Origin of the sequence: Enterobacter sp. Crenshaw, from assembly GCF_024734705.1 — a bacterium.
Classification (GTDB): Bacteria; Pseudomonadota; Gammaproteobacteria; order Enterobacterales; family Enterobacteriaceae; genus Enterobacter; species Enterobacter asburiae_B.
The window spans coordinates 1,589,708-1,612,957 of record NZ_CP102932.1 but is presented as its reverse complement, the minus strand read 5'-3'; the positions used below and the strand labels follow the sequence as shown (position 1 = coordinate 1,612,957).

Here is a 23,250-nt window from a genome sequence, read left to right as displayed (position 1 = left end):
CAAGAGGGACAACGATGAAAAGAGAACCGACTCCACCCGCCCACTGCACGTTTGAGCCAGAGGACTGGCTGCGCCTGGCGAAATGCTGGCATCCGGTCGCGCGCGCCTGCGACGTCGGCCCGGCACCGGTCAAGGCGACCCTGCTGGACGAACAGCTGGTGATTTACCGGATTAACGACCAGGTCGTGGTCGCCCGTGACGTCTGCCCGCACCGCGGCGTGCCGCTGACGCTCGGCTTTCATGACGGGCACGGGATTATCTGCCCCTACCACGGCCTCCGCTTTGGGGAGGACGGGCGCTGCAACCGTATTCCGTCCAGCCCCGACCAGCCCGTTCCGGCGAAGCTGAACCTGATTAACTACGCCGTTGAGGAACGTTTCGGCCTGATCTGGACCTGCCTGGCGTTTGACCCGGACAATCCTGTACCGCTGCCCACCATGCCGCACTGGGATGACGACGGATTTCAGCAGATCAACTGCCCGGCTTTTGAGGTGAACGGCTTCGCCGGGCGACAGGTGGAGGGGTTTCTGGACGTGGCGCACTTTGCCTGGATCCACACCGATACCTTTGCCGATCCCAGTAACCAGCTGGTCCCCACCTATCAGCCGCAGGAGACGCCGTTCGGTTTTGTTGCCGATTACTGGAGCTCCGTGAGCAACTATCCCGCCAGTTCACCCGTGCAGGCGCCGGAAGGGTTCCAGTGGCTGCGCCATTTTGAAATGCATCTGCCGTTTACCGCCACCCTGACGATTCATTTTCCGGGAGAATCGCGACTGGTCATCATGAACGCCGCGTCGCCCGTGTCATCGCGCGTCACCCGCATGTTCGCCCCTATCGCGCGTAACTTTGACCTGCATATTCCGGTGGAGGATGTGCATGCCTTCAATCTGCGCATTTTTGAAGAGGATCGCCTGATGGTGGAAACCCAGCGCCCGGAAAGTCTGCCGCTGGATCTGACGCTGGAAGCCCATATTCCCGCCGATAAAAGCTCAATTGCCTACCGTCGGGGACTGAAGAAGATGGGCTTTGGCGAATTTTTCCTCGTATGACGGAGGCCGATATGCTGAGCGTAATTGTTGACGGGCTGTGGCGAGAGGGCGACAAAAGCCTCGCCGTCAGGCTGGTGGCTGAAGACGGTAACGCGCTGCCGGCGTGGCAGCCCGGCGCGCACATTGATGTGCACTTGCCCTGCGGCGCGGTGCGCCAGTATTCCCTGACCGGTGCGTGTGGAGACGAGAGCTATCTTATCTGCGTGGGGCGGGAAACCGCCTCGCGCGGCGGATCGCGCTACGTTCACGAGACGCTGCGACCCGGGCAGAAATTAGCAATCTCTGCCCCGCGCAATCTGTTTCCGCTGCATCAGGCTGAGCGGGTGTTGCTGCTGGCGGCAGGCATTGGCATTACGCCGCTGTATGCGATGGCCCTGCAGCTGAAGGCGGCCGGAACGCCGTTTACGCTGCACTATTACGTCAAACGCCGCGAAAGCGCGGCGTTTGCGCGCGAACTCTCCCGGTTCGGTGAGTGCCAGATTCATACCGCCAGCCCGCGCACGGCGCTGGCAGAGCATATCCCCGCGCCTGAGGCGGGGCTTCACGCCTGGATCTGCGGCCCGGCAGGGTTTATGGAAAAAGTGCGAGACGTGGCGACGGCCAGGGAATGGGATGATGGCCATCTTCACAGCGAGGCGTTTCAGCCCGCGGCCCCTGCCGCACGCGGTGACGCGGGCGAGATCTTTACGGTCAAACTCGCCTCGACCGGGGAGCGCTGGCCGGTGCCCGCGGATAAGACCATCGCTCAGGTACTACAGGAAAACGGCGTGGACGTACCGCTGTCATGCGAAATGGGGATCTGCGGGGCGTGCCTGACGCCGGTGATTGACGGCGTGGTGGATCACCGGGATAGCGTGCAGTCGGAGGCGGAAAAAAGCGCGACGGACCAGCAGGTAGCGCTGTGCTGTTCGCGGAGCCATTCCGGGGAGCTGGTGATTGCCCTGTAAAACGAAAAAACCCTGCGATATTGCTATCGCAGGGTTTTCAAATTTGGCGGAAGCGTAGAGATTCGAACTCTAGAACCCTTTCGGGTCGCCGGTTTTCAAGACCGGTGCCTTCAACCGCTCGGCCACGCTTCCAAAGTGAGGCGCACTATAAACATCTATTAGCCCCTTGTAAAGCAGGAATTTTTCTATTTTCACCCGCCGGCGTTTGACTGCGCAAAAATCACCCAGGCGCTTGCCGCGCACCGGTCACAGCCACCTTGTACATACCGTTACACAGCAACGCTCATCCTTTTAAATCGCTCTGGTATAGAATGCCACAAAAATAAACGGTCATTTGTTGTGTAATTGTTATAAATCTGAGTACCCGCAGATTTAGAAATTACTGCCATGCAGTGTTACTGGTTGATGATGAAAATCAAAAATACGCTTTGCTTACATATCCTGATGGCGACCCTGGCCATATTGTTCCTCTGTGTTCACCCGCTGGTGACGAGCTTCAATCCGCCCCTCACCTTCCAGCCGCTGATTAAATCAATGGCGGGCACGCCGAAAGAACAAGCGGAAAAAATTGCGACTATTTCCCATGCCTTAGAAGGGAATGCTATTTTCTTCATTGGCGCGTCTGAGGTGGCCACCTCAGAAGATGAACATTACGCTGTATATAATTACTTTAATAAGCAATTGCACAAACCCGTCGTGGCGTATGGCGATGCGTTCGTCGATGATGAAACGCAATTTTTACTGTTCTCTCGTTTTAAAAATAGCCTTAACGCAAACAGTAAAGTTGTTTTGCTTCTGGCTCCTGACAGCTTTTATTCAAAAGGGCTGCCACCGGCTATCTATGCCGATAATTTCCCCGGCTCTATTTTTAATCCGCTGATGAAGGATCCGCAGGCGCGCCCGCTGCTGGTTAATTATTTAAAGCATATTGATAGTAAAGAAATAAGCCATTTAACCTTCGGCCAAATGCGGGTCTTTGGCTGGCACCCCGATCTGATGTGGGACGAGCTGAGCTTCCAGTTTGCCAACGTCTGCACCCTGATAAAAAACGACTGGCTGGCGCTGCTCAACATCACGCCCCAGACGGTACAGCCCTGGCCGCAGCAGCCAGCCGCCCACATTGCCCCCGACTGGGATAAAGAGCTGGCGAATGCGCGCGAGTTAAATAAAAAACGCCAGCAGAGCGCGGCCACCCTGTGGATGGACAAAACGATTTACGAGGAGGACAGTACGCGGCAGCAGTGGGATGACACGCCGGTCGTGCCTGCGCAAATCGCCGCCTTCAGTAAAACCGTCCAGCTGCTTAAAGAACACCACGTGCAGGTGATTGCTATCGTCGACCCGGTTAACCCCTGGGCGCTTTACAATACCGATACCTTCCGCCCGGTTGATAAACAAATAAAAACCATTCTGGAAAAGAACCAGATCCCTTATTTAGATATGTACGCCATGCCTTATCAGAATGGCTGGAACTGGGATCGTTTGCACCCTTCCGAACTGGCCTGGGTTCCTATGATTCGCTTTATTGCACAGAGTTTTAAATGATGAAAATCGCGATCCGTCTTTTTTTACTTTATCTCCTGCTGGCGATCACCATCGTCGCGTGGACCTCTGTCGATGACAGCATGAGTATGCAGCTGCATTTTGAATATCAAAAGTTCTGAGGCCGAATGATGTACAGCTCAGGAATGTTTTTTGTTTATTTGTTTTCATCCGCGCTGGCGTTTGCGCTGGTTAATCGCGTATTACGCCATCGTCTGACCTGGTTATCTGCGCTGTCGGTGCTGACGGCGCTGGGATGGGGATATATATTTCAGGGGGATTATATTGTCCCCGTCGCCGTTTTTTTCAGCTTTTATGTTTTTGCCACGCTTAAAGAGAAGGGATGGTTAAAAACGTGGCAGGCGGTCGTTCTGACATTATTGCCGCTGCTGCTGGTGAAATTACATTTAAATAACCACTGGGGCATGATCGGCCTCTCTTTTATGACGTTCCGCGCGCTGGACGTGCTGCTCTATCGCAGTAAAAAAGAAGGTCAGAATTTCCTGCACTATTTCTGTTATCTGTTTATGCCTTTTATTATCCTGGCCGGCCCAATGTACCGCTGGCGGACATGGATGAGTGACGTCAGCAAGCCCGTATTTGCCCTTAACCGCGAACAGTTTTTAGTCGCGTTAGAGCAAATCATTACCGGCATTGTCCAGAAGTTCCTGTTTGCCATGCTGATTGATTCGCTTGTCGTGCAGCCCTGGAGCCATAAGCCGTTTACGCTGACCGTGGGCGTGGTGATGTCGATTGCCTACAGCACCTACCTGTACTTTGATTTTGCGGGCTACAGCAATATGGCCATCGGCGCGGGCCGCCTGTTTGGGCTCAGCATTCCGGCAAACTTCAACATGCCGCTTCTGGCAAAGAACCCGCAGGATTTCTGGCGCCGCTTCCACATCAGCCTGTCTGAATGGCTGCGCGATGTGGTCTTTATGCCCGTTTATATGAACCTGATGAAATTCAACTTTTTCCGTCAGAACAAAACGCTGGCGCAAAATATCGGTATTTTTTGCACCTTATTCTGTATGGGGGCATGGAATGGCCTGGAACGCCATTACGTCATCAGCGGCGCGCTGTTTGGCGCGATTTCCGTCGCTCACAATATGCTGCTGTGGTCAGCCAAACGCAGCCCGGCATTGCACCGCGGCCTGCAGTATCCGGCCGTTGCGTTTTTAGGGCGAATTCTGACGCTGGGAAGCGCCGCAGGATCCCTTTACATCTTTAGTGGAATGTCACCTCTATGAAAAATCACTCCGATCTTCAGGAACTGCAGGATTTCTTACGTGCGGCATTATGCGATCCCGCCTCCCCGCAGCAGCTGGCCATCAGCGGCAGCGACGAAGCCTTAAGCTGGCTACAGCTTTCCGCTGCCGTGACGGACTGGGCGCAGCGCTATCAGCGCTGCCAGCCTGTTGCCGGTACGCCGGTCGTATTGTACGGACACCAGCAGGCCGAGTTCGCCGTGGCGATTTATAGCTGCCTGCTGCACAACATTCCGTACATCCCGGTGGACTGCATCTATCCGCAGGAGCGCCTCCGGGAGATCTGCCATCTGGCCAGCGCCCCTTACTATTACGACGTCGCGACCCGGCAGTTCATCGCCACCGGGGAACCGGGCAAGGTACTGGAGGAGCAGGATCTGGCCTACATCATGTTTACTTCAGGCAGCACCGGTAAACCTAAAGGCGTACAGATTGGGCGTGAAAGCGTATGGCACTTCATGAAATGGGTCAGCCAGGACTTTTCACTGCCGGAAAAACCGGTCCTGATGAACCACGCGGTATTCAGCTTTGATCTCTCCCTGATCCCTTTGCTGGCGAATCTGGCGATGGGCGGACACATCGTGCTGAACGCCAAAGAGGACATTCAGAAAGAGAACTGGCTGGAGCGACTGAAAAGCAACGCGGTCTCCGCCTGGGTTTCCACCCCTTCTTTTGCATACCAGCAGCTGCTTTCCCCGCAGTTCAACAGCGAGTATTTGCCCGCGCTCAACGTCTTTATCTTCATTGGCGAAGTGCTCAATAAAGCGCTGGTTAAACAGCTTCGCCGCCGCTTCCCGCAGGCCAAAATCATTAACTCGTATGGCCCAACGGAAGCGACCATCGCGACGACCGTGGTTGAAATCACGGATGCGATCCTGAACAGCGACAGCGCCGTGCTGCCGGTGGGGGTCATGATGCCTGAGAGCAAAATGGAAATTTCCGCCGACGGCGAGCTGATTATCTGGGGTAAAAACGTCATGCGCGGCTACCTTGGTCTGCCGCAGGAGAACGCGGCGAAATTACTCCGTCGGGAAGATGAAGCGTTTCGCGGCTACCGTACCGGCGATCTGGGCTATGAAGCGGGGCTGATCTACTGTCAGGGCCGCAACGACAGCCAGGTCAAACTGAACGGCTACCGTATTGAAATCAACGAGATCGAGAACCGCCTGCTGGCCATGTCCGGCATCAACGAAGCGGTGGTCCTGCCGCTGATGAAATCCTGCGGCAGCGTACTGCGCATTGCCGCGTTCTGCGTGACGGATATGGCACCGGACACCATCAAAACATCGCTGTCGAAGGTCGTTCCGCACTATATGGTGCCTTCACAAATTATCGTAAAAGACGCTTTGCCGCTGAATCCTAACGGCAAAATTGACCGCAAGCTGCTGGACGCTTACGCCCGCACAAATTAATGACTCCAGGAAAAATTATGGAACAAGAAATTCTCGCCCTGTTCGAAAAAGTGTTATCCCGCAAGGTGGGCTTTCACGATGAACTGATTGAATCCGACATTCTCGACTCCATCCTGGCGGTCGATATGGTGCTGGAAGTGCAGGACGTTTACGGCTGCATGATCCCGCCAACTGACGTGGCGACGGTGCTAAAAACCCCGGCGGATCTGGCCCGCTATATTGAAGAAAACCGCTAAACGCCCCTGCTGTTAATGCTGCCCTGAAGGCTCAGGAGGCTCTCTCCAGAGCCTTCATTCGTTCCCCCTCCCCCTGAACGCTGTTCTGCACCCTTTCACAGGAATGAAACCGACTGCTTTTACTATTTCTCCTACACTTTAGGAGTACTGTCGGTACGGGAAAGAGAAAAAAGCCAACTTAATTAAGGCATTAATGATTCGCTGTGCGCTCAGCCGGGGAACGTTTTGCCTTTAACAGAGGAGTCTGCGGTATGGCATTCGTAACAACGAAAGACGGCGTCAATATTTACTACAAAGACTGGGGCCCAAAAGAGGCTCAACCCATTGTTTTCCACCACGGCTGGCCGCTAAGTGCCGATGACTGGGATAACCAGATGCTCTTCTTCCTCGCAGAAGGCTATCGCGTTATCGCTATCGATCGTCGTGGTCACGGGCGTTCGGACCAGGTGAGTGAAGGCCACGATATGGATCACTATGCGGCCGACGCGTCGGCCGTGGTTGAAAGCCTGGACCTGCGCAATGCCGTGCACGTCGGTCACTCCACCGGCGGCGGACAGGTCGCCCGCTATGTTGCGCAGTACGGGCAACCGCAGGGGCGCGTCGCCAAAGCGGTGCTCGTCAGCGCCGTCCCGCCGCTGATGGTCAAAACGGACAGTAACCCCGGCGGAACGCCCATCGAGGTTTTCGACGGCTTCCGCAAAGCGCTGGCGGCTAATCGCGCCCAGTTTTACCTCGACGTCGCCAGCGGCCCTTTCTACGGCTTTAATCGGGATGGCGCGGACGTTTCACAGGGCACGATTCAAAACTGGTGGCGTCAGGGAATGATCGGCAGCGCCAAGGCCCACTACGAGGGGATTAAGGCATTTTCAGAGACCGACCAGACGGAGGATCTAAAAACCATCACAGTTCCCGTTCTGGTGTTGCAGGGCGATGACGATCAGGTCGTGCCGTATAAGAATGCAGCCCTGCTGCAGGACAAGCTGCTAGCGAACAGCGTACTGAAAATTTATCCGGGCTTCCCGCACGGGATGCATACCACGCACGCGGATACCATCAACGCGGACATTCTGGCCTTTATCCGCTCTTAAACGTCGCCTTTATTGCCGGGTGGCGCTGCGCTTACCCGGCCAACATTCCTGCATCCGCAACGATATCTCTGAATTGCTCAGTTCAATGCATGAACGCCACCCGCGGGTGGCGTTGTTTATTCCGCTTAGCGATTATCCAGCTGGGCGCGAACGTTGTTCAGCCCGGTAGTGTTGATGCGGTAAGGCTGCCCGTTCACGGAACGGATCAGCTTTTTGGTGCGGAGTTTTTTAAAGACGCTAAGCGTGCAGTCGCTCAGCACCAGCCCTTCACGGGTGTAGCACTCTACGGAAGTGACGCGGCCAGAGCTGTCGCGGACGTGCACAATACGTCCACCTTTGGCGAGAACGTGTAAGGTGCGTTGTTCCTGACGGGATAAATTCATACTGGAAAACCTGTGTAATCATCATGCGTAAAAACGAGCCCACACCCGCAGGTGCGCGCGTAAGGTTTAAGCGCAGCGATAACCAGTCCGTCCTGAAAAGGGCGGGAAACTGATTATCTGATGAAAACATTCTCCAGCATCAAAGCCTCGGTAAGAGATAGCAATATATTTACGGGATGAATGATAACGCCTGTTTTTTACAGGGAAATAGCAGAGTCTTAAAAGTGTGAGGCGGATCGATCCTAAAAATCGTGTTTAGTCAGTTTTACTGCCAGACTGGGATCCCCTGATGGACACTGACTGGAGCTTTTTTATGCCTGATAACTATACCGTTGTTGAGACCGTCCCCACTGCAGAAGCGTTTTGTCGGCTGCGCGAAATCTCGGGCCTCAGCCCTCGTCCTCTGGAGGCAGCCCGGAAAGCACTGCCTGGCAGCTGTTACGGCATGCATATTCTTTATGAGGGTAAACCAGTGGGTATGGGGCGAATCGTGGGGGACGGTGCGTTGAATTTCGATATTGTCGATGTCGCCGTTGATCCCCTTTATCAGGGGAAAGGGCTTGGCAGAGTCATTATGGAAACGCTTGTAGCCTGGCTGGATACCCATGCCTGTAAAGGGGCCTACGTTTGTTTAATGGCGGATGTGCCTGAGCTTTATGCAAAATTTGGTTTTACGCTCGTTCGCCCGGAAAGCGAAGGAATGGCCAGAATCTGGTGACAGACAAACGCGCGTTAAGACAAAAGAAAAACCCCAGGTTAACGAGTAACCTGGGGTTTATATCTGGCGGAAGCGCAGAGATTCGAACTCTGGAACCCTTTCGGGTCGCCGGTTTTCAAGACCGGTGCCTTCAACCGCTCGGCCACACTTCCTAAGTGAGGCGAACTATAAACACCTCACCGCGAGCTGTAAAGAGTGGCTGCACTCGTTCGCTGTAAAAATAGTCAAAACGTGTTTAATCGGTTGAACTGACGACACATCGACGATTTTATCAGCACAGGCCTAGTGTTTTTTGATGTACATGTCTTTCGTGAAATAGTACCCCAGCTTATCCGGCGTAAATCCGCCTACCCACGGTTTCACCAGGTGGGTGCGGACGTAGTGATAAACTGGAATAGCCGGAACATCACGCCCCAGCAGATCTTCCGCCTGCTGGTAGAACTTACCCCGCTCTTCCGCTGATTTGGCTTTTGCGGCACTGAGCAGCGCCCGATCGTAGTCCGGATTGCTGTACTGGCTGGTGTTTTCACTGTCGCCCGTGCGGAAGTTATTCAGGAAGGTCGCCGCATCGTCGTAATCGGCAATCCACGCATACCGCACCGCGTCAAAGTTGTGGGTGTGCATGGTATCCAGCATGGTTTTCCACTCCTGGTTTTGCAGCTTTGCCTCCACGCCAAGGTTTTTCTTCCACATGGAGCTGGCCGCAATCGCGATGCGCTGGTGCGATTCAGAGGTGTTGTAGAGCAGGTTGAAGCTCAGAGGATGACTGGCGTTATATCCGGCCTCGTTCAGCAGCTTTTTCGCCTCAGCGATGCGCTTGTCCAGCGGCCAGCTGGCGTAATCCGGGTTCTGTAACTTCACGCCGCCAATATCCGGCTGGCTGATGAGCCACGCCGGGCGCTGCCCCTGCCCTAATACTTTTCCGGCAATGATGTCTTTATCCAGCGCCATGTTGAGCGCCTTACGCACGCGCGCGTCGTTAAACGGCGGCCGGGTGGTATTGAATTCGTAATAATAGGTCGCAAGCTGAGGTGAAACGTCCAGCTCGCTGCCGAGGGTTTTCTTGAGCTGGGCAAACTGGTTAATCGGCACCGTGTACACGATGTCAATTTCGCCCGCCTTATAGCGGTTCACATCCGAGGCCTCGGACGTGATGGGCAGGTAGGTGACTTTGTTAATCACGGTATGCGCGTTATCCCAGTAGCGCGGGTTGCGCTCTGCCACGATGCGTTCGTTGACCACCCACTGCGACAGCTTATACGCCCCGCTGCTCACGAAATGCTCCGGCTTGGTCCACTTATCCCCGAAGCGGCCAATCAGCACTTTATCCACCGGCACCAGTGACGGGTGCGCCAGCATCGCGAGGAAGGCCGCGTTTGGCTGCGTGAGCGTCACTTCCAGCGTGGTGTCGTTAATCGCTTTTACGCCCAGCGTATCGGGCGCTTTTTTTCCCTGAGCAATATCGGCCGCGTTGACGATATACATGTTGCCCGGATAGCTGGCATACGGCGAAGCCGTTTTCGGATCGATCAGGCGCTGCCAGCTCCAGACCACATCCTCAGCGGTAATCGCCGTGCCGTCACTCCAGGTGATGCCCGGACGCAAATGGAACGTCCAGACGGTGTTGTCCTTGTTCTCCCATTTTTCCGCCAGTCGGGGTTGAACTTCTCCTGCCGGGGAAACGCCCACCAGCCCTTCGAATAAATCACTGATAATATTGAATTCGACATCGCTTTCGACTTTATGCGGGTCGAGCGAAGCCGGTTCACTGCCGTTGTTTCTGACCAGTTCCTGTTTGTCGGCCAGCGCGGTTCCTGCCGGCACGTTAGCCGCCCAGGCTGCCGTGCTGGCGCACAGGATCCCTGCGGTTAACAAAGAGAGCGTAAAGTGAGTGCGTGTTTGTGGTTTCATTTCCTTCGCCTTATAGTCTGTTTTATGACGATCCGGAAATAACTCTTAGCGTTCGAATGGTAATAACGCAATATTTTTCAGTAACCTATAAGAGCTTGATCTGGTAAATTGTCGCAAACCGTTGTTCATACTGGCGAAACGGATTTCTGCAGAAGAAATAACCGCCTACAGCGCTAACGTGCTGAGTAAAGATGGGTAAAACCACTTTGAGACTGGCGTGCCGTTTCCTATTCTTTCCACTAATTACATCTGTCATAAGAGAGTGACTCATGGATCGTATAATTACTTCTTCACGCGACCGCACATCGCTACTCAGCACCCACAAGGTGCTGCGCAATACCTATTTCATGCTCAGCCTGACGCTGGCTTTCTCAGCGATCACCGCCACCGCCAGCACCGTGCTGATGCTGCCGTCTCCGGGGCTGATCCTGACGCTGGTGGGTATGTATGGTCTGATGTTCCTGACCTACAAAACCGCTGACAAGCCCGTCGGCATCCTGTCCGCGTTTGCTTTCACCGGCTTCCTGGGCTACATCCTGGGGCCGATGCTGAATGCGTATCTGTCTGCCGGTATGGGTGACCTTATCGGCATGGCGCTGGGCGGCACCGCGCTGGTGTTCTTCTGCTGCTCGGCCTACGTGCTGACCACGCGTAAGGACATGTCCTTCCTCGGCGGTATGCTGATGGCGGGTGTTGTGGTAGTGCTGGTGGGCATGGTGGCAAACATCTTCCTGCAGCTGCCTGCCCTGCATCTGGCAATCAGCGCCGTGTTTATTCTGATTTCTTCAGGCGCGATCCTGTTCGAAACCAGCAACATCATTCGCGGCGGCGAAACGAACTATATCCGCGCCACCGTGAGCCTGTATGTGTCGCTGTACAACATCTTCGTCAGCCTGCTGAGCATCCTGGGCTTCGCCAGCCGGGATTAAGCACAACAGATACGAAAAAGGAGAATGCCTGTGGCATTCTCCTTTTTTTATGCCCTACTCACCCCGGCAAATATAGGTGGGATAGCGCCGGTCCTGAATCAGCCACACGGAAGGCGAGAGTTCAGAGATCGTCAGGTAGTAGCGTGCGGTCGGATTGGCGAAGCTACCCCACTGAGCATCAGGCGTATTGTCATTGTGCCGACGCCAGGTTTTGGTGTAGCTCAATACGATGACGTTATCATCGTCCCGCTGCTGCCAGGTAAAATCCACATCCCTGTCAACGATCAAACATTGCCCGCCAGCCCTTGCCGCGCCTTTATAGGTGGTCAACCCGGTACCGTCCCGATGAAAATAGAACTGGGCAACGGTATTGACCTTCACTTCACTGGCTTTTCCCTCATTGCGCGTGAAATTAAATTCAGTGCTGCAGGCCAGCACATCCTTTTTACCCACGCTGCCGGAATAGTAAAAAAATGCCAGCGAACAACCAACCAGTACACCGCCCACGCCAAAAAGAAGTTTTATTTTCATTTTTGTGCCCCGCTTTTATAACGTATGGTTTTACACAGGCTAGTTTTGCTGACCGGACAGGCACCAATAAACACCTCATCTGCAGCGGAAATAGTAAAACGGGCGCTGAAATAATAAATGTCGTACGCCTCCCGTCCGCACGCTATGTTATTAGCCTCCAGCCGCTCCGCTAATTTCGATAGCACCAGCGGTCGTCCGTGATCGTTGATAATCCAGATGCTGCAACTGGCGATTTTTTCCTTAACCGGCTTGAGTTTCGCCGGAATGAAAATCCCCTGCTGTCGGCTAAAGTAGAGACTCGTCCCCAGCGCAGCGACGATCAATACGGCCACAATCGCCCATTTTTTCATGGAGGCGCGTTGAGGCTTTACTTCCTGCGTTGCGACCGAGGGCTGCGGATCGACGGATGGAATATTCTCTCCAGGCTGAAAAATCACCTCAGCATCGAAGCGAAATCCGTAACGGGGTACGGTCACAATAAATTCGTGCCCCTCTCCCAGAGACTGGAAGCTTTTACGTAATTCGCTTACCGCTTTATTGAGATTATTTCCCGATGGCGTAAAGCCAAATTCCTCCCACACGCGAGTGATCAATTCCTCCCGGCTCAGGTCGTGCCCTTTGTGTTTTATAAATTCCTGCAAAAGCCGCACGGCTGGCGCCGAAAGCGTTAATACAGATTCTGGTTGTCCAACAAGACTTATTGCATGTGCTTCAGGATCGAATAACAACGAATTATTGCATATAAAAAACATCTTTTATTCTCGGCTGTTACCGCATGCTTTTTTAATCCCTGGTACATCGACATGAAAACCGCCTCCTGACCTGCTTATTTTTTCATCAGAAGGAATTTTCTTCCTATCCCTGGTCGCGGTATTTTCGCTTAACTATACAACCTTAAAGACAGAAAAGCAGGATAAAAACCTGTATTTAACGAGTTAATTAATACAAATTTTCACAAACCGCTGTTCTGGTTAAAGTTTCCCTGCCCTGAAGCAATACGAAAGCAGACGGTGTCCTGGTGTTAACGCGCCGCCGATGAACTCAGAGCAGGCAGACTGAATGTGAAACAGAAAAATAGAGTGAACATGACAACCGCCTTTTATGTCGCCGCGCTGTCATTGCCATTTTTCTCAGAAATGGCAATGGCCAATATGAGCGTGTACCCCATGGAACTGAATGTGGACAGGTCCGGTGCGGCACAAATTAAGGTAGCGTCGAAAACGGATGATATTCAGTTCATTCGGGTGAGGCAAAAGAAAATTCTTAATCCCGGCACGGCCCAGGAAAAAGAGATTGATGTGGCCTCGTGGAAAGAAGGTGGCGTTGTTGTCACGCCCGAAAAATTTGCTCTTGCGGCAGGCGCAATGCGCGTCGTTCGTCTGGTATCGCTTACGCCACCGGAAAAAGAGACCACCTGGCGCGTCTATTTTGAAGGGGTAAAGCAGCCTGACAGCATTATTCCCGGCAAGGCAGAAAGCCCGGCTGCGACGGCGACATTGGGCGTCAATGTGATCTGGGGCGCCCTGATCCACCTCGCCCCGGAAAAAAGTGTGGTTTCACTCTCGATAGACCCTCGCAGGGGCACGTTAAAAAACAACGGTACGCTGCGCGTGCCGCTGAGAGAGATCGGTATTTGTGACGCAGATTCGTCGTGTAAATGGGTTAAAGAAGACGCGACGATTTATCCGGATACCGAACGGAAATTAAAAACGCTCACAAATACACAAGGCCAGAAATATAAATTCCGCTACTTCAACTGGGTGAATAAAACCGCTGAAGAAGCTGATTTACCCGTCGTGCAATAACACGACGTTACCGTAAAGACCCCAAAGGGTTTGTTTAAAGAGCCAGGGTGCTCATTTGTAAATATGGAGATATCAATGCGTAAGTACTTTAAACCTCTGATGATTGTTGCCGCGATGACCACGTCCGTTAGCGCGCTGGCGATCCAAAAAGATATTACCGTCAACGCCAGCGTTGATTCACAGCTGGACATGACCCAGGCCGATAACACGCCGCTGCCGGCAAGCATCGATATGCAGTATCTGCCTGGCCGCGGTCTGGAAAGCTATCGCCTGAATACCAAGGTGTGGTCTAACTCCGCCACCAGCAACGTGAAAGTCCGTCTGGTAAGCGCCGCGAAGCTGGCAAATGCCGACGGTGCTGAGACCATCCCAATGACGGTGAAGCTGGGCGACAAAACCCTCTCTACCGCCGATGTGGAATATACCGGTACCGAACTGTTCCCGGGAAGCATTGAAAACGGTTCAGCGGTACTGCCGCTGACCATTTCTCAGACCACCAAAGGCATTCTGAAAACCGGTCAGTACAGCGGCGTTGTCAGCCTGATGCTGACGCAGGCGACTACCACGGAAGGCGGTGCGTAACACCACAGCACCTAAGGAATAACGTCAGAGGGTGCCCACCCTCTGACGTCAGGATGATGTCGAGGCTCGTTCATGGCGTTTCACAGAAATACTCTCCTCTTTGTTGCTTTGTTACCCGCATCCATCCAACTCGCCTGCGCCGGGATGGCCGTCCCGGCAGGTTTTGAAGATCTGGCTAAAACGCAGCGCCTGTGGACAGAGGTCAACCTCTACGGCGAGTCGCTTGGACTTTTTGAAACGGATATCACGCTTGAAACGGTCAGTTTTGTCGCACCTGAAACCGTGGTTGCGGCCATCAAACGTCGGTTTAACGACGACCCTGCTCTCGTTGGCACCGTGTCTGCCGCGCTGGCCGTTCCGCTTGCCCGTAACGGCAACCTGGCCTGCAGCAGCAACGGCTCCGCAGCGGGCTGCGATTACATTGATACCGACCGCGCGGCCATTATCTATGATGAGAATAACGCCCGTATTAGCCTGTTTTTGGACAAGAAATTTCTGCCTAAAGCCACCGCGGAAAATCAGTGGTATCAGCCCACGCAGGACACCGAAAATGCGCTGATCCATCAGCAGAATATTAACTTCGTTGCCGACAGGGATTATCAGTCGGCTACCGTGCAGGGCAACGGCGCGCTGGCGCTCACGCAGGACGGCTATGTTAACCTCGACTGGACCTGGCTGGGACAGCGTTCACGGCGTCAGCAGCAGCAGGAAATCACCGTCAACAACGCCTGGTTCCGCCAGGATATCCTGCGTCAGTACTATGTCCAGCTGGGCGAGATGGATACCCGCGATCTGTTCAGTAATGCCGGCGGGAATATCAACCTCAGCCAGCTGCCGCTGGGCAAAATTCGCGGTCTGCGCACGGGTTCAACACGGGCGTGGATTAATCCGGTTCAGCAGTCAAAGGGAACGCCTGTCACCGTACTGCTTTCCCATGACGCGCGTATCGACGCCCGCCGTGGCAATCAGCTGCTGGCCAGCTTTTATCTGAATGCCGGGGCGCAAACCCTCGACACGCGATCGTTTCCGGACGGGAGCTACACCGTCACGCTGTCGGTCTATGAAAATAACCGGCTGACGCGTACCGAGCAGGTGCCGTTTACCCGAACCGGCATTACGCCATTTGACCGCGTCGAGTGGTTCCTGCAGGCGGGTGAAACCGACAATAGCGATCGGAACAAAGAACGCAGCGCGGTTGCGCAGGCGGGTGTGCGCCTGCCCGTCACCCCGACCCTGGCGCTGACCAGCGGAGCAACGATAAAGAAAAACCAGCGTTTCCTGGAAAATGCGCTCGACTGGAGCCGGGGCTTCAACGCGGGCCCGATCGACGGCGTGCTGAGTACCCGGTTTAGCTACCTTTACGGCAGCGAAGGCCAGCGCGGCAATATTCAGCAAATCAGCTACAACGACGGTTTTTCGCTGAGCCTCTATCGCAACGCGCTATCAGCGGAAAACTGCAACACCCGAAGCGCGGGGTTTGACGCCGTGAACGGCTGCTATCGCACCCTCTCGGTGATGTTTTCCGTCCCTGTCGGCGCCTGGTATGCGAGCCTCGGATATTCGGATAACCGCAACGAAGGACGGTACGTTTCACGTCGGGAGCTCCCGGACAGCGACGATCGCCACGATGCGGGTTTGCCGTGGGAATCGGTCTATATGACCCGCTCGCGCTCGCGCGCCTGGCAGGGAGGGCTGAGCAATGCCTTTAGCACCCGAGGCCTCAACATTAACAGCAGCATTAACCTGTTCATGCGTCACGATGACGCCCGCGACGGCAGGGACAAAGGCGGCTACCTGAGCGTGAGCCTGTCCATGGCGCATAACCGTCAGGGTGATGCGTCGAGCTATACCTCTTTGGGCGCGACCTGGCAGCACCAGCAGCGTGAAAAAAATCAGCTGAGCTACAACGTGGCGCATAACTGGTACGCCGATGCACGCGGCGAAAATGAGTACGGTCTGAGCGCGTCGGGCATTAACAGCGACTCGCTGAATACCTCAGCCTATACGCGCCAGGGCGGGCGATACGGCAACGGCAGCCTGACCGTCAGCGACGCCTGGGATCGTCAGGACAGGCGCCATACGCTGAGCAGCAGCGGCAACTACAGCTCGACCCTTGCGCTGTCGCGTTCTGGCCTGTGGCTGGGACGCTGGAGCGACGGTCGTCCTGCTTCCGCCGTCGCGGTTAACGTTGCCACACCGGAGGATACCCAGGTTCCTAGCGTTGCCGTGTCGCTGGATAACAGCGGGAGCGCAGACATTCCGGGCAATAGCCGCGCCCTCTTCGCAGTGCCGGGCTACCAGCAGACAACGTTGACGATTAACGAATCGCTGGACGTGTCCCGGGGAGCCAGCAGTGAGATCACGCAAGGTTCAGGCAGCAGAACGCTGTTTATGGTGCCTGGCAAACTGCTGCGTCGGGATGTGCAAACCACCGCAAGCTACACCTGGCTCGGCCAGTTAACCGACGAGCGTCATTCGCCGTTTATCGGTGGCGTGCCGCTGAACGTTAACGGCTGGAGCGATCTTGGCAACGGCGGATTCAGCGCCCAGAGCGATGCCCTGCTGCATAACCTCTACCTGGTGCGCCAGCAGCAGTTTTATCAGTGCGAACTCAACGTGAAAAGTATGCGCGACGTGGTGCGCTATGTCGGCTCAATTCCTTGCCGGGAGTTAACCTTCTCCGCCCTGCCGGATGCCGTCCAGCAGCAGGCGCAGCTGATGCTCGCCGGACGATCGGTACCTGCCGGTCCAACTGCCATGAACGCCGACAACCTCACTAAAGGGAAATGATGTGATTAAGTGCTTCTTTATATTACTGTTCTTAAGCCTGTGGACAGGCCAGGCGCTGGCGGGCGCCCCTGCGGGACGAAACACCAGCGTTGGGATCAGCTTCGATCGTACGGCACCGCCTGCGCGTTTCGATATCTGGTTTCATGAATCGGGCGGCTATGACCTCGCCGACCCGCAAAAGTGGGGACGTAATACCCTGACCTGTGAGTCCCGGACTGATACCACGAACGGGGCCTGCATGAACTCACCGGTCTGGTTCTCAGCTAACCCGGCCGCGCCCTATGCCATCAATTTACGTTTCACGCATGCCCTCACCAGCAAGACGGTGGATATCAAGGTGTATGGCGATCACTATATGTTTATCAACAATAAAGTCTTTACCTTTGCCAGCTTTGTCACGGGGGGAACGGGCGATCTCAGCGCCTGGAACAGAGAGCCCTATTTCGATTTCTATATTGTGAAAAGCGAACTGGATAAGCTCGCCCTGCCGGGGATCTGGACCGCAACGCTGAAGCAGAACCTGCGTCAATGGGGGAGCGCCGACTGTGGCGGGAACTTCAATGACGTAAACGTCGGATGCCCTGGCTACCTCACCATCGCCAGGTGGCAGGCAAACATTCGCATTGAGGTGGTCGATCCGGGTAATCAGCAGATTTATCTGCCGGCATTTCCGCACTCAACGCCCATCGTTAACCTCAACCTGACCAACTTCCCGGGGCGGCCGGGAGGTAGTGAGATCCAGGGTGAAAACTCGCTGGATATGTGCCTGTACGACGGCAAAAACAGTACCAGCACCCGCGCCTATCTTCGCTTTGAGGATGACGGACTCCCCTCAGCGGATCGTGCCGAAGGCGCGTTTTCAATCAGGCGACGCGGCGGTAGCCAGACCGATGCGCGGGATCGTCTCGATTATCGGGTCTCCGTCACCAATCCAATAACAGGCGCAACCGAAGCCGTCGCGAACGGTAAAACCCTGGTCTGGCAAGGCACGAACAATCCGCAGCATCTGCGTCAGGTCGTGCTGCCCGGCGGACGCGAGAGCGTATTGTGCATTCCTGCCCCTATTATCCTGAAAACCCCAGCGTTTGCCGCCAGCAGCAAAAACGCGGGCGACTATACCGGCACGCTGCGCGTTATCTATACGCCCAGCACGTTATAACGAGGTCACCGTGAGTTACGCTATTCTCGACAATAATCGATTTTACGCCGAAGGGTTGCGCTACGCGCTGCTGCGTCGGGGCGTTCAGCCAGAGGTCCAAAGCGACACCGTGCAATGGCAGCCAGCGCTGCTTACCCGCCGCGTGGTTGTCGTACGCTGCCGTTTTTCCGTGGCGGGTACGCATCAGGCATTGATAAACATTTTGCTCAGACTGGAAGCCGCCCGCTGGCAAGGCAGCCTGTATCTGGTCTGCAATGAAAAGGGGTGGGCGCTGGCGACGCATTTACGCAAGCGTTTCAGTACGTTGACCCTTTATATCATCGATGACCGGATCGCCGTCGCTGATGCGGCATATTTGCTGGCAAAAGAGCCTCGCCGCGTCCGAAGTCTTGACTGCTGTCTTACCGGCCTTGAATTCAACGTGCTCGATCTGATGCTTACCGGCTTGCCGGTACGCCACATTGCCATCGTGACGCGTATGTCTGAGAAACAGGTTTCAACCCATAAATGCAACGCGCTGAAAAAGCTTAATGCCAACAATCTGCTGCAACTGCTCCTGTAGGGCACGACTTATCCTGCGGCGGCTTTTTTGCTACACTGTCGCCGTTTTTTTCACAGATGACAGAAGATTATGTTCATTTTTGCAGGCCAGGAAATTGAGACCGATAGCGAAGGCTATCTAAAAGATACGACGCTCTGGAGCGAGCCGCTGGCGGAGAAAATTGCGGAAAACGAAGGGATTACCCTCTCCCCCGAACACTGGGAAGTGGTGCGTTTTGTTCGCGAGTTCTATCTTGAATTCAACACCTCTCCGGCGATCCGCATGCTGGTCAAAGCCATGGCCAATAAGTTCGGCGAAGAGAAAGGCAACAGCCGCTATCTGTATCGTCTGTTCCCGAAAGGCCCGGCAAAACAGGCCACCAAAATTGCCGGCCTGCCTAAGCCGGTGAAGTGTATTTAATACCGAATCCCGAAGTTTACGTATTCGCGCCCGGGTTGATGCGGTTCCGTTAACACCTTATCAACCCGTGCGCTGCGCGGCCCGCCCGCTTTCAGCCACGCCACCAGCTTGTCGACCTGCTCCGCTTCGCCGCAGGCGACCACCTCAACGCTGCCGTCGTCCCTATTTCGCGCGTATCCCGTTAGCCCAAGCTCAACCGCTTCGCGCTGGGTGCTGTAGCGGAACCCCACGCCCTGAACAACGCCGTGAACCCAGGCAATGGTGCAGACTTTTGACATTTTTCTTCTCCTTAACGTAGCGTTTTCGGCAAACAGCCATAGTGCTGCCGGAAACGGGCGGTGAAACGAGAGCTGGAAAGATACCCACATTGTAATGCGATTTCGCCAATTGGTAATCGGGTTGACTGGAGCTGTGACAAAGCAACGGCCATCCTCACCTCCTCCACGATCTGGCGAAAACTCTGCGACTCTTCACGTAAGCGTCTGCGCAGCGTCGGCACGCTTAAGGCCAGACGGCTGGCAACGTCCTGCGCGGTCCAGTCTCTGGCGGGCGACAGCATAATGAACTGCCGCACCTGCTCGGTCAGGTTACTGTTGCGCTCAACAAGCAGCGGACCCGCCACGCCATCGTGCAGCAGGGCCAGCAAAAGGCCGAAAGCCTGATGCTTTTGTAGCGCCTCCGGTAAATCCTGACGCACGGCGTGCAGCAGATTGTCCCACATAAACGCCAATCCCTCGCTCAGCGGGGCGCAGAGCGAATGCAGCGTCGTGCGCGGCCAGGATTTCAGGTAATGCGCCTTAAACTCGGCGACGATCTCCGGGGATAACATCAGCAAATCCGAGTGAAACAGACCGTTTACAGGCTGATTGATAATCTCCATCGCCGTATTGGCCGGGATAATAATGAGCTCATCCCGTGTCGCCTCCAGGCGGTTATCATCCTGAACTATCACCTTAGTGCCGTGAGTGATATGACAAATAGCCGGAAAAAACAGTTTAACCTGGTGCAGGCGATGCATTTTGCTGGCAGTCACTTCACCCGCGGTAAGATGGTTATGTCGAAAATGAAACTCCTGCACCCTGCCATCCTTATCTGCTGTAGGTTGCTGTTAACTGAGCCTTTGCCAGAACGTGACTATTGAGCATAAAACCGACCAGCGCGCCGCTGGCATTGTTGTCGACGGGCAGTTTATCCACGTCCAGGGCCCAGACGGTAATCTGATAGCGGTGAGGCTTGTCCCCTTCGGGTGGACATGCGCCGCCGAATCCAGAATAGCCGAAATCATTACGCCCCTGCACAACGCCGGCAGGTAATTTCTCGCCGTTCGGGTTACCGGCATCAGCGGGCAGCATCATTGTCTTCGCCGGAATATTGGCTACGGTCCAGTGCCACCAGCCGCTGCCGGTGGGCGCATCCGGGTCATATACCGTGACGGCAAAACTTTTCGTACCGGCAGGCGGATTTTTCCATGCCAGCTGCGGTGAGATATTCCCACCGTGGCAGCCAAACCCCTCAAATACCTGCTGTTGCGCCAGTCGCCTTTCGCCGGAAATATCCCGGCTGGTGACGTCGAAAGGCGTTGTTGCTAAAACCTGAAAACTCATCGCCGCCAGAGCGGCTATTGCTATCACACTGCGCTTTTTCATGGGTGCTCCCTCTGCTGTACCGGAAGCCCTACTGTAAAGCCTGCTGCTATACCGGAATGTGCCTAAGCGATTTGATTTTGTGCCGAAACGCTCAACGGTATCCGCAGATGATTGCGCCTTGCTGAATGTGGTAATCTACGCGCCATTTCCTGAAATCGACAGAACAGCAAATTATGAGTGTACGTTTAGTGTTAGCCAAAGGGCGCGAGAAATCATTACTGCGCCGTCATCCCTGGGTCTTTTCCGGCGCGGTTGCCCGTATGGAAGGCAAAGCCAGCCTCGGTGAAACCATTGATATCGTTGACCATCAGGGGAAATGGTTAGCGCGAGGCGCCTACTCGCCAGCGTCCCAGATCCGCGCTCGCGTCTGGACGTTTGATAAAGATGAAACCATCGACATCGACTTCTTCGTTCGCCGTCTGCAGCAGGCGCAGCAGTGGCGCGACTGGCTGGCAAAACGCGACGGGCTGGACAGCTACCGCCTGATTGCCGGTGAGTCCGACGGCCTGCCGGGCGTGACCATAGATCGCTTCGGTAACTTCCTGGTGCTGCAACTCCTGAGCGCCGGAGCGGAATACCAGCGTGCCGCGCTGATCAGCGCGCTGCAAACGCTGTTCCCGGAATGCGCCATTTACGACCGCAGCGATGTGGCGGTGCGCAAAAAAGAAGGCATGGAGCTGACTCAGGGGCCCGTAACGGGCGAACTGCCACCGGCCCTGCTGCCGATTGAAGAGCACGGCATGAAGCTGCTGGTGGATATTCAGGGCGGGCACAAAACGGGTTACTACCTCGACCAGCGCGACAGCCGTCTGGCTACGCGTCAGTACGTTGCCGACAAACGCGTGCTGAACTGCTTCTCCTATACCGGCGGTTTTGCCGTTTCGGCGCTGATGGGCGGCTGTGCCCAGGTGGTAAGCGTGGACACGTCGCAGGAAGCGCTGGACGTGGCAAAACAGAACGTCGAGCTAAACAAGCTGGACTTGAGCAAAGCGGAGTTTGTCCGCGATGACGTGTTCAAGCTGCTGCGTAAATATCGCGATCAGGGCGAGAAGTTCGACGTCATCGTGATGGATCCGCCGAAGTTTGTGGAAAACAAAAGCCAGCTGATGGGCGCGTGCCGCGGGTATAAAGATATCAACATGCTGGCTATCCAGCTGCTGAACCCGGGCGGGGTTCTGCTCACCTTCTCCTGCTCCGGCCTGATGACCACAGATTTATTTCAGAAAATCATCGCCGATGCCGCAATAGATGCTGGTCGTGATGTACAATTTATAGAGCAGTTCCGTCAGGCAGCCGATCACCCCGTGATTGCTACCTACCCGGAAGGACTGTATCTGAAAGGGTTTGCCTGTCGCGTCATGTAACTTGAAAAGAGAAATATTGCCCGCACATAACGTGTAAGTCGTATTTCCCGGGAGGTGACTATGATTGCCAGCAAATTCGGTATCGGCCAGCAGGTCCGCCACACTTTGCTAGGGTATTTGGGTGTGGTCGTGGATATCGACCCGGAGTATTCCCTTGATGAACCGTCAGCAGACGAGCTGGCGGTGAACGCAGAGCTTCGCGCCGCGCCCTGGTACCACGTGGTAATGGAAGGTGATGATGGACAACCCGTTCACACCTATCTGGCCGAAGCGCAGCTGAGTAGCGAGCTGCAGGAAGAGCATCCGGAGCAACCCACAATGGATGAACTTGCTCAGACTATCCGCAAACAGTTACAGGCTCCGCGCCTGCGGAACTAAGCGTGTAAAAAAAGCCCGATAACGGGCTTTTTTTTATTACTTCGCCAGCCCCAGACGGGGGATGTCGATCGCCGGACAGCGATCCATGACGACCTTCAACCCCGCATCCCGCGCCAGCACGGCGGCCTGCTCGTTAATCACGCCCAGCTGCATCCACAGCGTTTTCGCCCCTACGGCGATAGCGTCCTGCGCCACTTCCCACGCTGCCTCGGAATTACGGAAGACATCGACCATATCAATTTTTTCCGGCACGTCCGCGAGTGTGGCGTAACCCTGCTGACCCAGCAATGTTTTCCCCGCCACTTTTGGCGAGACCGGGATAACGTGATAGCCCTGATCGAGAAGGTATTTCATCACCCGATAGCTGGGACGATCGGGTTTATCGCTCGCGCCCACCAGCGCAATGGTACGCGTGGATGTCAGAATCTCGGCAATATCGTTCTCTTTCATGGTTTTTCTCCTGGCTTTTTTAAAAGTGTACGCCAAACCGCACATCTCAACCATCCATCCCATACAGATGCATGAGGGCAAAACGGCGAAATATGTCTATA

26 protein-coding genes and 2 tRNA genes are annotated in these 23,250 nt (G+C 55.0%); 18 read left to right on the top strand and 10 right to left on the bottom strand.

Annotated features, from left to right (window positions below; genetic code table 11):
- Positions 1-14: 14 nt before the first annotated feature.
- Together hpxD and NWV12_RS07520 are read left to right on the top strand one after the other, a co-directional pair.
- Complete coding sequence (gene hpxD / locus NWV12_RS07525; protein WP_048979569.1) at positions 15-1,049, top strand: molybdenum cofactor-independent xanthine hydroxylase subunit HpxD; 1,035 nt, start codon at positions 15-17, stop codon at positions 1,047-1,049.
- 11 nt (positions 1,050-1,060) lie between these two features.
- Complete coding sequence (locus NWV12_RS07520) at positions 1,061-1,996, top strand: PDR/VanB family oxidoreductase (protein WP_048979583.1); 936 nt, start codon at positions 1,061-1,063, stop codon at positions 1,994-1,996.
- 44 nt (positions 1,997-2,040) lie between these two features.
- On the opposite strand, the gene NWV12_RS07515 is transcribed toward NWV12_RS07520, so the two are convergent.
- A tRNA-Ser gene (locus tag NWV12_RS07515) sits at positions 2,041-2,128 on the bottom strand.
- Between the two features lie 276 nt (positions 2,129-2,404).
- Here NWV12_RS07515 and NWV12_RS07510 point away from each other — a divergent pair.
- From NWV12_RS07510 to NWV12_RS07485, 6 genes are all read left to right on the top strand, one after another.
- Positions 2,405-3,541: a D-alanyl-lipoteichoic acid biosynthesis protein DltD gene (locus NWV12_RS07510; RefSeq protein ID WP_033146519.1), complete on the top strand. Its 1,137-nt coding sequence runs from the start codon at positions 2,405-2,407 to the stop codon at positions 3,539-3,541.
- A complete protein-coding gene (locus NWV12_RS07505; protein WP_255640238.1) occupies positions 3,538-3,660 on the top strand; it encodes a hypothetical protein in 123 nt (40 codons plus the stop codon). Before NWV12_RS07510 ends, NWV12_RS07505 begins: the two co-directional genes overlap by 4 nt.
- A gap of 9 nt (positions 3,661-3,669) precedes the next feature.
- Positions 3,670-4,788, top strand: a complete 1,119-nt coding sequence (locus NWV12_RS07500; protein WP_048980325.1) for an MBOAT family O-acyltransferase — start codon at positions 3,670-3,672, stop codon at positions 4,786-4,788.
- Complete coding sequence (locus NWV12_RS07495; RefSeq protein WP_047061520.1) at positions 4,785-6,218, top strand: AMP-binding protein; 1,434 nt, start codon at positions 4,785-4,787, stop codon at positions 6,216-6,218. Before NWV12_RS07500 ends, NWV12_RS07495 begins: the two co-directional genes overlap by 4 nt.
- A gap of 17 nt (positions 6,219-6,235) precedes the next feature.
- Positions 6,236-6,454, top strand: a complete 219-nt coding sequence (locus tag NWV12_RS07490) for an acyl carrier protein (RefSeq protein WP_008499867.1) — start codon at positions 6,236-6,238, stop codon at positions 6,452-6,454.
- Between the two features lie 251 nt (positions 6,455-6,705).
- On the top strand, positions 6,706-7,542 hold the full coding sequence (locus tag NWV12_RS07485; protein ID WP_032658141.1) for an alpha/beta fold hydrolase: 837 nt from the start codon (positions 6,706-6,708) through the stop codon (positions 7,540-7,542).
- A 125-nt stretch (positions 7,543-7,667) separates the two neighbouring features.
- Here NWV12_RS07485 and NWV12_RS07480 read toward each other — a convergent pair whose 3' ends face one another.
- On the bottom strand, positions 7,668-7,925 hold the full coding sequence (locus tag NWV12_RS07480) for a YjhX family toxin (RefSeq protein ID WP_021240841.1): 258 nt from the start codon (positions 7,923-7,925) through the stop codon (positions 7,668-7,670).
- A gap of 313 nt (positions 7,926-8,238) precedes the next feature.
- Between NWV12_RS07480 and NWV12_RS07475 the strand changes: the two genes are divergently transcribed.
- On the top strand, positions 8,239-8,643 hold the full coding sequence (locus NWV12_RS07475) for a GNAT family N-acetyltransferase (RefSeq protein ID WP_033146518.1): 405 nt from the start codon (positions 8,239-8,241) through the stop codon (positions 8,641-8,643).
- A gap of 64 nt (positions 8,644-8,707) precedes the next feature.
- Here the strand turns inward: NWV12_RS07475 and NWV12_RS07470 are convergent.
- Both NWV12_RS07470 and NWV12_RS07465 read right to left on the bottom strand, forming a co-directional pair.
- Positions 8,708-8,795: transfer RNA gene (locus NWV12_RS07470), tRNA-Ser, on the bottom strand.
- Positions 8,796-8,925: 130 nt separating this feature from the next.
- Complete coding sequence (locus NWV12_RS07465; protein WP_048979334.1) at positions 8,926-10,554, bottom strand: ABC transporter substrate-binding protein; 1,629 nt, start codon at positions 10,552-10,554, stop codon at positions 8,926-8,928.
- A 269-nt stretch (positions 10,555-10,823) separates the two neighbouring features.
- Here NWV12_RS07465 and yccA point away from each other — a divergent pair, with 269 nt between their 5' ends.
- The gene (yccA, locus tag NWV12_RS07460; protein ID WP_023335168.1) at positions 10,824-11,483 is read left to right on the top strand and encodes an FtsH protease modulator YccA; all 660 of its coding nucleotides are present in this window, start codon (positions 10,824-10,826) and stop codon (positions 11,481-11,483) included.
- Between the two features lie 54 nt (positions 11,484-11,537).
- Here the strand turns inward: yccA and NWV12_RS07455 are convergent, their stop codons facing one another.
- Positions 11,538-12,014, bottom strand: coding sequence for a hypothetical protein (locus NWV12_RS07455; protein WP_033145135.1), 477 nt, complete (start codon positions 12,012-12,014; stop codon positions 11,538-11,540).
- Positions 12,011-12,766 carry a winged helix-turn-helix domain-containing protein gene (locus NWV12_RS07450; RefSeq protein WP_048979335.1) on the bottom strand — a complete coding sequence of 252 codons (756 nt, stop codon included), beginning with the start codon at positions 12,764-12,766 and terminating at the stop codon, positions 12,011-12,013. The genes NWV12_RS07455 and NWV12_RS07450 overlap by 4 nt, the downstream gene beginning before the upstream one ends.
- 309 nt (positions 12,767-13,075) lie before the next feature.
- Here NWV12_RS07450 and NWV12_RS07445 point away from each other — a divergent pair, with 309 nt between their 5' ends.
- The 6 genes from NWV12_RS07445 to tusE all read left to right on the top strand — a co-directional run bounded on the left by NWV12_RS07445 (position 13,076) and on the right by tusE (position 19,311).
- Positions 13,076-13,819: a fimbrial protein gene (locus NWV12_RS07445; RefSeq protein ID WP_045142968.1), complete on the top strand. Its 744-nt coding sequence runs from the start codon at positions 13,076-13,078 to the stop codon at positions 13,817-13,819.
- Positions 13,820-13,894: 75 nt separating this feature from the next.
- Positions 13,895-14,401: a CS1 type fimbrial major subunit gene (locus NWV12_RS07440; RefSeq protein ID WP_021240847.1), complete on the top strand. Its 507-nt coding sequence runs from the start codon at positions 13,895-13,897 to the stop codon at positions 14,399-14,401.
- Between the two features lie 72 nt (positions 14,402-14,473).
- Positions 14,474-17,191 (top strand): TcfC E-set like domain-containing protein, encoded by a 2,718-nt coding sequence (locus tag NWV12_RS07435; protein WP_048979342.1) that lies wholly within the window; start codon positions 14,474-14,476, stop codon positions 17,189-17,191.
- A gap of 1 nt (position 17,192) precedes the next feature.
- Positions 17,193-18,350: a CfaE/CblD family pilus tip adhesin gene (locus NWV12_RS07430; protein ID WP_101744469.1), complete on the top strand. Its 1,158-nt coding sequence runs from the start codon at positions 17,193-17,195 to the stop codon at positions 18,348-18,350.
- 10 nt (positions 18,351-18,360) lie between these two features.
- Positions 18,361-18,912 carry a LuxR C-terminal-related transcriptional regulator gene (locus tag NWV12_RS07425; RefSeq protein ID WP_047061513.1) on the top strand — a complete coding sequence of 184 codons (552 nt, stop codon included), beginning with the start codon at positions 18,361-18,363 and terminating at the stop codon, positions 18,910-18,912.
- A gap of 69 nt (positions 18,913-18,981) precedes the next feature.
- Positions 18,982-19,311, top strand: a complete 330-nt coding sequence (tusE, locus tag NWV12_RS07420) for a sulfurtransferase TusE (RefSeq protein WP_008499913.1) — start codon at positions 18,982-18,984, stop codon at positions 19,309-19,311.
- On the opposite strand, the gene yccX is transcribed toward tusE, so the two are convergent.
- From yccX to NWV12_RS07405, 3 genes are read right to left on the bottom strand one after another with little or no spacing between them, the layout of a single operon-like run.
- On the bottom strand, positions 19,308-19,589 hold the full coding sequence (gene yccX, locus NWV12_RS07415; protein WP_033145129.1) for an acylphosphatase: 282 nt from the start codon (positions 19,587-19,589) through the stop codon (positions 19,308-19,310). The genes tusE and yccX overlap by 4 nt on opposite strands.
- Positions 19,590-19,600: 11 nt before the next feature.
- On the bottom strand, positions 19,601-20,389 hold the full coding sequence (locus NWV12_RS07410; RefSeq protein WP_039261622.1) for an AraC family transcriptional regulator: 789 nt from the start codon (positions 20,387-20,389) through the stop codon (positions 19,601-19,603).
- A gap of 10 nt (positions 20,390-20,399) precedes the next feature.
- The gene (locus NWV12_RS07405; protein WP_101744468.1) at positions 20,400-20,957 is read right to left on the bottom strand and encodes a kinase inhibitor; all 558 of its coding nucleotides are present in this window, start codon (positions 20,955-20,957) and stop codon (positions 20,400-20,402) included.
- Positions 20,958-21,130: 173 nt separating this feature from the next.
- Here NWV12_RS07405 and rlmI point away from each other — a divergent pair, with 173 nt between their 5' ends.
- Positions 21,131-22,321: a 23S rRNA (cytosine(1962)-C(5))-methyltransferase RlmI gene (gene rlmI, locus NWV12_RS07400; protein WP_032658151.1), complete on the top strand. Its 1,191-nt coding sequence runs from the start codon at positions 21,131-21,133 to the stop codon at positions 22,319-22,321.
- Between the two features lie 60 nt (positions 22,322-22,381).
- A complete protein-coding gene (gene hspQ, locus NWV12_RS07395; protein WP_008499919.1) occupies positions 22,382-22,699 on the top strand; it encodes a heat shock protein HspQ in 318 nt (105 codons plus the stop codon).
- Positions 22,700-22,735: 36 nt separating this feature from the next.
- On the opposite strand, the gene NWV12_RS07390 is transcribed toward hspQ, so the two are convergent.
- Complete coding sequence (locus NWV12_RS07390; protein WP_028012609.1) at positions 22,736-23,149, bottom strand: CoA-binding protein; 414 nt, start codon at positions 23,147-23,149, stop codon at positions 22,736-22,738.
- Positions 23,150-23,250 lie beyond the last annotated feature (101 nt).

What these genes read in the sequence shown, in the direction of transcription:
- hpxD (WP_048979569.1), top strand. Translation starts at nt 15, where the DNA reads ATGAAAAGAGAACCGACTCCACCCGCCCACTGCACGTTTGAGCCAGAG.
- NWV12_RS07520 (WP_048979583.1), top strand. Translation starts at nt 1,061, where the DNA reads ATGCTGAGCGTAATTGTTGACGGGCTGTGGCGAGAGGGCGACAAAAGC.
- NWV12_RS07510 (WP_033146519.1), top strand. Translation starts at nt 2,405, where the DNA reads ATGAAAATCAAAAATACGCTTTGCTTACATATCCTGATGGCGACCCTG.
- NWV12_RS07505 (WP_255640238.1), top strand. Translation starts at nt 3,538, where the DNA reads ATGATGAAAATCGCGATCCGTCTTTTTTTACTTTATCTCCTGCTGGCG.
- NWV12_RS07500 (WP_048980325.1), top strand. Translation starts at nt 3,670, where the DNA reads ATGTACAGCTCAGGAATGTTTTTTGTTTATTTGTTTTCATCCGCGCTG.
- NWV12_RS07495 (WP_047061520.1), top strand. Translation starts at nt 4,785, where the DNA reads ATGAAAAATCACTCCGATCTTCAGGAACTGCAGGATTTCTTACGTGCG.
- NWV12_RS07490 (WP_008499867.1), top strand. Translation starts at nt 6,236, where the DNA reads ATGGAACAAGAAATTCTCGCCCTGTTCGAAAAAGTGTTATCCCGCAAG.
- NWV12_RS07485 (WP_032658141.1), top strand. Translation starts at nt 6,706, where the DNA reads ATGGCATTCGTAACAACGAAAGACGGCGTCAATATTTACTACAAAGAC.
- NWV12_RS07480 (WP_021240841.1), bottom strand. Translation starts at nt 7,925, where the DNA reads ATGAATTTATCCCGTCAGGAACAACGCACCTTACACGTTCTCGCCAAA.
- NWV12_RS07475 (WP_033146518.1), top strand. Translation starts at nt 8,239, where the DNA reads ATGCCTGATAACTATACCGTTGTTGAGACCGTCCCCACTGCAGAAGCG.
- NWV12_RS07465 (WP_048979334.1), bottom strand. Translation starts at nt 10,554, where the DNA reads ATGAAACCACAAACACGCACTCACTTTACGCTCTCTTTGTTAACCGCA.
- yccA (WP_023335168.1), top strand. Translation starts at nt 10,824, where the DNA reads ATGGATCGTATAATTACTTCTTCACGCGACCGCACATCGCTACTCAGC.
- NWV12_RS07455 (WP_033145135.1), bottom strand. Translation starts at nt 12,014, where the DNA reads ATGAAAATAAAACTTCTTTTTGGCGTGGGCGGTGTACTGGTTGGTTGT.
- NWV12_RS07450 (WP_048979335.1), bottom strand. Translation starts at nt 12,766, where the DNA reads ATGTTTTTTATATGCAATAATTCGTTGTTATTCGATCCTGAAGCACAT.
- NWV12_RS07440 (WP_021240847.1), top strand. Translation starts at nt 13,895, where the DNA reads ATGCGTAAGTACTTTAAACCTCTGATGATTGTTGCCGCGATGACCACG.
- NWV12_RS07435 (WP_048979342.1), top strand. Translation starts at nt 14,474, where the DNA reads ATGGCGTTTCACAGAAATACTCTCCTCTTTGTTGCTTTGTTACCCGCA.
- tusE (WP_008499913.1), top strand. Translation starts at nt 18,982, where the DNA reads ATGTTCATTTTTGCAGGCCAGGAAATTGAGACCGATAGCGAAGGCTAT.
- yccX (WP_033145129.1), bottom strand. Translation starts at nt 19,589, where the DNA reads ATGTCAAAAGTCTGCACCATTGCCTGGGTTCACGGCGTTGTTCAGGGC.
- NWV12_RS07405 (WP_101744468.1), bottom strand. Translation starts at nt 20,957, where the DNA reads ATGAAAAAGCGCAGTGTGATAGCAATAGCCGCTCTGGCGGCGATGAGT.
- rlmI (WP_032658151.1), top strand. Translation starts at nt 21,131, where the DNA reads ATGAGTGTACGTTTAGTGTTAGCCAAAGGGCGCGAGAAATCATTACTG.
- hspQ (WP_008499919.1), top strand. Translation starts at nt 22,382, where the DNA reads ATGATTGCCAGCAAATTCGGTATCGGCCAGCAGGTCCGCCACACTTTG.
- NWV12_RS07390 (WP_028012609.1), bottom strand. Translation starts at nt 23,149, where the DNA reads ATGAAAGAGAACGATATTGCCGAGATTCTGACATCCACGCGTACCATT.